This window comes from Albidovulum salinarum (genome assembly GCF_025673475.1).
GTDB lineage: Bacteria > Pseudomonadota > Alphaproteobacteria > Rhodobacterales > Rhodobacteraceae > Albidovulum > Albidovulum salinarum.
Genome location: NZ_JAOVQO010000043.1, coordinates 1 through 7,030, shown reverse-complemented (window position 1 = coordinate 7,030; position 7,030 = coordinate 1). Strand labels below are relative to the sequence as shown.

Here is a 7,030-nt window from a genome sequence, read left to right as displayed (position 1 = left end):
ACAACACGAAACGCCCCCACAGTGCTCTGGGCTACCGCCCGCCGGCCCCTGAATCCGTCATCCCGATGGACCAGAGGCCAGTCATGCACTAACAATCAAATCGGACCACTCAGGTGGGGCCGATCACTCACCGCCGTTCTCATCAAGTCGGGTTTTTCTGACAAGACCCTATGCGTCGCTATATGACAAGTTGCTCTGACACCGCCCGACTTTCACATCACGCAAGAATTTGGTCGCCAAACCAGAAATCGTCGGCCGCGAATGTATGGTCGGCAGCATCCGCGAATGTCAGACTGTCCCCGCTCGCGAAGCTCAGAACCTGGTCGTTTCCGACGACACCGAAGGAAAGCTGATCGAAGCTAGTTTCCGTGAAGCCAAACAACCAGACAACGTCGGCCTCGGACTGGTTGAAATCAAGAACAACATCGTCACCGTACCCCAGGTCGAAATGGAAGATGTCGGCGCCAAGTCCACCCGACAAGACATCGCTCCCGAAATGGCCGGAAATCTCGTCGTTTCCTGCCCCACCCTCGAGCGTGTCGTTGCCACGCATACCCACGAGGACATTGTTGCCGTCGTCGCCGCGAAGGATGTCGTTTCCGTCGCCCGAGACAGCATTCTCGATGGAGGTGCCCGTTGCGAAGCTGGCGATTTGTACTGGGCCACTGCCATCGTCCGCGGTCATGCCCAAGGCAAGATCGAGGTCGACGTCTGCGGTCATCGCCGCGAGGTTCAGCCAGTCGGTACCGGCGGCATCATCGATGACCACCCGACCCATTTCGGCCGCAAGACCAGTCGAGAGCATTTCATCGGTATAGGTATAGACATCGTCCAAAACGACGCTTCCCGAAGATCCGTAAAAGTCCAGGGAAATGGCGTCGATCGCGTTTCCATCGTACTCGGTGCCGTAGTTGTCGATGTCGAAGGAAACGTCATTTTCCTCGAGCGTGACCGTCCACGTCCCGTTCGGGTCTTCTCCTCGGAAGGCATTGGCACCGAAATTCCATGTGACGTCGACCGAAAGCAGAATCAGCCCCAGGAAATCGTAGGCCGGCGTGTAGTCATTGATCGGTAGATCGAGAAGACTGACCGTCGTGCCGTCCGGAGACGTCAGGGACAGTGACACTTCCTGCATCAGGGTCGTGCTCAGTTGGATCGCGATATCGACGTACTCCAGATCCATTGCCGGACCGGAATAGTCGAATGTCCAGTTCGCTGTGTCGCCCGCGCCTGAGACACTGAGCCCATCCGGGGCCATGGTGCCGGTGGAGAAGTGCGCCTCGTTCTCCGAAGTTTGGGGCGAGCCGAAGAGACCCCAAACCTCAGCCATGCGGACGGCGCCATGTGCATTTAGCGCTCCGAATCCGTAGTCTTCGGAGAAGTGCATTGCACCGCCATTCCAAGTCTGGCTGCCGTTCCACGTTCCAGCGAAGAATTCGACCGGTGTCTCGACCAGCGACTCGAAGACCCCGTCGATGTCGAGATCGGTCGGAACGAGTTCGGTTGCCGTGTTCAGGACGCCGATTTCGGAACCGGTCCAGACCGCGGATTGGGCGAGGATGTTCTGGACATCGCGCCATCCGAGATCGGGGTTCGCTTCGAGCATCAGCGCCACGACTCCGGCGGCCGTCGGAGTTGCCGCGGATGTTCCGCCGAAACCACTCGTGGCGTAGGCGGAGCTCCAACTGCCGTCGGCGTAGCCATAGCTGCCGTCGCGGTCGGTCGTCGGAATTCTCAGATTGCTTTCGGGAAGCAGATTGCCTTCTTCGTCGGCGACCGTAAGTCCGCTTGACGGCGCCGAGATCAGGATATTGGCGCCGCGGTTCGAGTACCAGGACACGTCCCCGTCGGAATCGTAGGCGCCGACGGTGATCGAAAACCGCGTCGCATCGTTGGCGTCGCCCTGCGAACTGTCGGCCCAGTTGCCCGCGGCCTTGAGAACGATGGTCCCAAGCCCGTCGCGGCCAATTGTCACCGCTTCCTCGACGGCTGCAAGATATGCCAGTGTCGATGCAACGGTGTCGTTCAGATAGACAGGTGCCGCACCCCAGCTGTGATTCACGACGTCGAATTCGTCCATTTCGGCGATCGCGTATTCGAATCCGGAGAGGTCGGTCGTATTGTTGATCGAGGCCGGACCGCTGAAGATGTTCACGCCGACGATCGTTGCATCGTAGGCGATCCCGATGGTTCCTTCGCCGTTTTTCTCGGATGCGATGATACCCGCAACGGCGGTGCCATGGCGGGCTTCCTCTTCCGCCACGGGAAGCGGGTCGAGAACCGAACCATTCCAGACAAGGTGTCGGTTTGCGTCGTAATTACCGTCGAGATCCACGTGATCGTAGGCGATTCCGTCGTCGTAGATGGCGACAACGACGCCGACACCTGTGTAGTCCTGCCAGACAGTTTCCAAACCGCCGAGCATCCCGAGGTTCCACTGCTCCGCATAGAGAGGGTCGATGTCGGGTTCGGGAGCGGGTTCGACGACGATCGTGAAATCTGAGGGTCCGGTCGGGTCGCCCGACACGTTTCCGGCGAGATCCGTGGTCCTAAGCGAAATGGCCCGCGTACCTTCCGCGAGGCCAGACAACGAATAGCTCCACTGCCCGCTAGCATCGGCGGTCGTTTCGCCGGCATAGACCCCGTCGACGAAAACCTCGATGCGGGAAAGGCGCTCGGACGTTCCGCGCAGCATTGGACTTGAATCCGATGTCGATCCGCCGTTTGCGATCGCGAGCGAATCCGGCACGCTGCCACTGTCGACGAGAGTTTCGACAATGACCGCATCCGTCACGACCGTGTCGATCTCGATCAAGAGATCGCTCGTCCAGGCTTCGTTGCCGGCCGTATCCCTCACCAAGGCACGAAAGACGTGTGTGCCTTCCGCGAGGATCCCGGGATCTGCCGTCCAGCTGCCGTCGGTCTGAACGGTCGCTGTGACCGACGATGTAAGATCGGGAGCTCCGTCGACGACGGCGTACACCATGACAGTCGCTCCGGGCTCCGCGATGCCCTGGAGGATCGGAGTGTCATCGGATGTAACGCCATCTCCGACGATACCAGTGTCCTCGTCGATCCCGGAAATCTCTGCGAATTCCACCGTTGTATCGATCGTCAATTGGAAGTCGTCCGATTGCGACGAATTTCCGGCCACGTCGGTGACGATTACATGAAGGAGATGCGCTCCGTCAGAAAGCGCTGTTGACTCAATCGTCCATCTTCCGTCCGTCGAGACCGTTGATCCGAGCAGGGTGCCATTCGCCTCGCGAAGCGAAACGGTCGCGCCGGCCTCGGCTTGACCTGTCAGGACAGGCGTGCCGTCCGAGACCAGAACATCCGGATCGGCCGACCCGTCCGACGCAAGGACGGCGTCGATCGTGGCGGCAGGTGGCGTCGTGTCGAGCACGATGTCGGTTGAGGACGTGTCGCTCTGGTTGCCGGCGTTGTCGGAGAGGCGCGCGAGAACGGCGTTCGAGCCCTCAACAAGGGTGCTTCCCGTTGTCGTCAGATCGACGAAGCCCTGGTCGATGTCTGCCTGGGTCAGCACCCTAGTGACATCGACGGAACCATTGACCACAAGATCGACTGTATCTCCGGCCCGAACGGTCGGATCGAAGGCGATCCGGAAGGTGGCCAAAGTGTCGTTTGTGATTCCGTCGCCCGGAAAGCCGCTATCGGACTCGAGCAAGAGCACTGGGGCACTCGCCGTTGGCGCTTCGGTGTCCACACCTTCAATCGACAGGTTGTAGGGTTCCGTCGAGACGGTTTTTGTTCGGCCGTTCTTTGGGTTGACGTCCTCGTAGGACGCAACAACCGTGAAGTCGCCGCTCTCGTCGTCGAACGTATCCGAACCATATTGCGTGTTGTTCAGCGACCCGTAGTCGATTGACCAGTACCAGGTGCCATCCTGTTCGTACCACGTTGCCGTGGTTCCGACCCAAGTCGTCCCAGTTGCGGGATCGGTTGCTGTAATGGTGATGGCTCGAGACGGGTCGCCCGTGCCAAATAGGCCCGTGCCATCCGACGTTGGGCCAAGCACGGCAAACACAGTCCCGGTATCGCCGTTGCCTCCGCCTTTTCCACCGCCTGCTGGTCTGGGCATATCTTTTCTCCCCATCCAATTTCTGGCGCCCTCCCGACTTCACGGCACCAAATTTTCGATAATATGGCAATGTGGATCGACGAATTACGGTCTGAATTGGGTCAATTGTTTTGCGAATTGATACAATCGGAAGGGATGCGAAGTTCTGTTCCAAAACTTTCGTTGTTTGCCGGTCGTGAACTCACTGTTTCAAGGTCTTGGGTGATCAGGCAACCTCAAATTGCTAGTTCTTTACGGCGTCACCTGGGTCACAATTCGGTGCTGGAATGCCTCCTCTGATTTGGTCCGACGTTATGTTTAGATGTTTGATCCCACGGTTTGATGGTGCGATCCATTCGGAGACTGGTTCGAATCCGTCTGACAGCTCCGCTGGCTAGCAATCCGGATCGGTTGGTCACCAAGGACGAACTGGTCGAACGGGTCTGGGACGCGCGTTTCATCTCCGACAGCGCGATCTCGACCGCGGTCAAGGAAGCCCGCAAGGCGGTGGGGGATGATGGCGCGCGGCAGTCTATCATCCGAACGGTACATGGCCGCGGGATCCGTTGCGTGGCCGAGGTCAGGGTTCGCAGAGACAGCCCGGGCGAACACGAGCTCCCCACCGATGATCCGGGCGGATTCCAAGGACGTCCGTCGATCGCCGTACTGCCGTTCGCCAGCCTTGGGGCCGAAACGGGATACGCCCCGCTGGCCGATGCCTTGCTGGCCGAAATCATCTCAGCCATTTCCCGCCTGAGGTGGATTGCGGTCATCGCGCGCGGATCCTCGTTCCGCTTCCGTGCCCAGATCCCGGATCCGTCAGCCGTACGTTCGGCGCTAGGAGTGCGATACGTGCTCGCCGGTCTGATCGAGGTTGCGGCAAAAACCCTGTTCGTGAATGTCGAACTGTCCGAGACCGCATCAGACCGAGTGATCTGGAGCGAACGGTTCTCGGCGCCGATCGATGGCATTCACGAAATCCGGTCCCGGATTGTGGCGGAAATCGTGACGGCGCTGGAAATCCGGATTCCCATGGCCGAAGCGAGCGCCGCCGAGATCCGGCCGTCAAGCAACCTCGATGCGTGGGCGGAGTTCCATCTTGGCCTTCGCCACCTTTACCGGTTCAACCGGATCGATAACTCCGCGGCAGAAACCCGGTTCCGGAAGGCTATCGAAAAAGAGCCCGGATTGGCCCGGGCGCATGCGGGCCTTTCGTTCACGGCCTTTCAGAGCGCCTTCATGCATTATGGCCGGGATACCGATGCGATGAACCTAGCCCGGTCTGCCGCCGACAAAAGCCTGGAACTCGATTTCCTCGATCCCTTTGCAAACTATTGCATGGGCCGGGTGCAATGGCTCAACGGCGATCTCGAACAAGCCATCGCCTGGATGAGTCGTAGCCCGGATGTCTCGCCGAATTTTGCGCAGGGAAGTTACGCGAAAGCCCTGATGATGATGAATGGTGAAGGCGCCGCTGCACGCGCCTTGAACAGCAACGCCATGGTATTGAGCCCGCTCGACCCCCTCCACTATGCCATGCTGGCCAACCAGGGAAACACGCATCCTTGCGAGGGAAACTTCGCCGAAGGCGCAAGATGGATTGATCGCGCGGCCAAGGCGCCGGGAACGCACTACCTGATCGCCATGCTGGCTGGTGCTGCACACCATCTGGCGGGGAATGACGAGAATGCCCGGATGTGGACAGACAGGGTCCGGCAACGCCGCCCCGATATCACGACCGAGGAATACTTCAGGTCCTTTCCGTATGCCGAAGGTCAACACAATGGCCGAATGTGGAAGGCGTTCAGGGACTTGGGATTCTGAATGAGTTAACCGGTTCGAACTGGTGTGGGGACAATTGCCGGAATTTGCGCACAACTGAGCTTCAGTCGAAACTGCTGTCCCACGGTTGCGGCATCGCGCATTGCCAAACCGCTTCAGTTCCCGTTCGTCCAGTCGAGCCAGTAGTTTGCCCTGGCCTGAAAACGCATTCGCCGGGAAGTTGAATTCTTCCGACGGGGCATTCGTGACAGAAGCGCTCTTACCGTTGGCTCAACGAACCGCACCCATCATTCGCGCGTGAAGTTAGCCTCAGCCGCCGGAGGGTTCCCGCGACCCCAGACCCCGAAGGGCAAAATCGAGCAAGGGATCGAGAGTGGGCTGAATGTCTTCTCCGGCACGCAACCTGCCCTCGACGATGACGGGATGGCAGGCCGAGATAAGGGCTGCCTGGAAACAATGCGAGGCAGCCTCCGGATCGGACACGCTGAACTCTCCGGCGTCGATCCCGTCGGAAATGATCTCGGCGATCATCTGGCGGATGCTTTCCTGGTGCTCCTGCACGACGCTCCAGTTGTTCTCGACCGCGGCATGGACCATTGCGTGGGTCCGCTTGTCAGCGATGCAGCGATTCACGATCTCGTGGTGATTGGCAAGAACCAGTCGACGTAACCGCTCGCGGGCACCCAACGAAGGATCATCCGCGGCTTCGCGCATTTTCTCGCGAACGTCGGCGGCAAGCTTGCGCGCCACGTCCTCACAGATCGCCGCCTTGGAAGAGAAAAAGCGATAGACATTGGCCGGCGACATGTCGAGTTCGGCGGCGATGTCGGCAACGGTGGTCTTCTGGTAGCCAAATTGTCGAACCAGTTGCTTGGCCGTCTCCACGATTCGGTCGTGCATTGCGTCGGTGGCCGCCGATTTGGCGGTGCCGGTACGCATCCCCGGCCTGCCTGTTGCGGGTGGGTCCGAGGTCTCGATCTCACGCTCGATCATGTTTCTTCCTTCGTTTCCACAAACATAGTGCGGTGTCACCGCGACGTTGATCCTCCCCCAGTGAAGTGGTCCGCCGTTATGTTTAGGAGAACGGAGGATCGACATGGCTACGAAGCGGCACAAACCTGAAGAGATTGTCATGAAGTTGCGGCAGGTTGAGGTGCTTGTCGGGCA

At 59.4% G+C, this 7,030-nt stretch carries 3 protein-coding genes; 1 reads left to right on the top strand and 2 read right to left on the bottom strand.

Going from position 1 to position 7,030, the window contains the following annotated elements; genetic code table 11:
* Window positions 1–217: 217 nt before the first annotated feature.
* Window positions 218–4,102 (bottom strand): Ig-like domain-containing protein, encoded by a 3,885-nt coding sequence (locus OEZ60_RS21750; RefSeq protein WP_263340915.1) that lies wholly within the window; start codon window positions 4,100–4,102, stop codon window positions 218–220.
* A 321-nt stretch (window positions 4,103–4,423) separates the two neighbouring features.
* On the opposite strand from OEZ60_RS21750, the gene OEZ60_RS21745 reads away from it, so the two are divergent.
* The gene (locus tag OEZ60_RS21745) at window positions 4,424–5,905 is read left to right on the top strand and encodes a winged helix-turn-helix domain-containing tetratricopeptide repeat protein (protein ID WP_263340914.1); all 1,482 of its coding nucleotides are present in this window, start codon (window positions 4,424–4,426) and stop codon (window positions 5,903–5,905) included.
* 267 nt (window positions 5,906–6,172) lie between these two features.
* On the opposite strand, the gene OEZ60_RS21740 is transcribed toward OEZ60_RS21745, so the two are convergent.
* Window positions 6,173–6,856 (bottom strand): TetR/AcrR family transcriptional regulator, encoded by a 684-nt coding sequence (locus OEZ60_RS21740; RefSeq protein WP_263340913.1) that lies wholly within the window; start codon window positions 6,854–6,856, stop codon window positions 6,173–6,175.
* Window positions 6,857–7,030 lie beyond the last annotated feature (174 nt).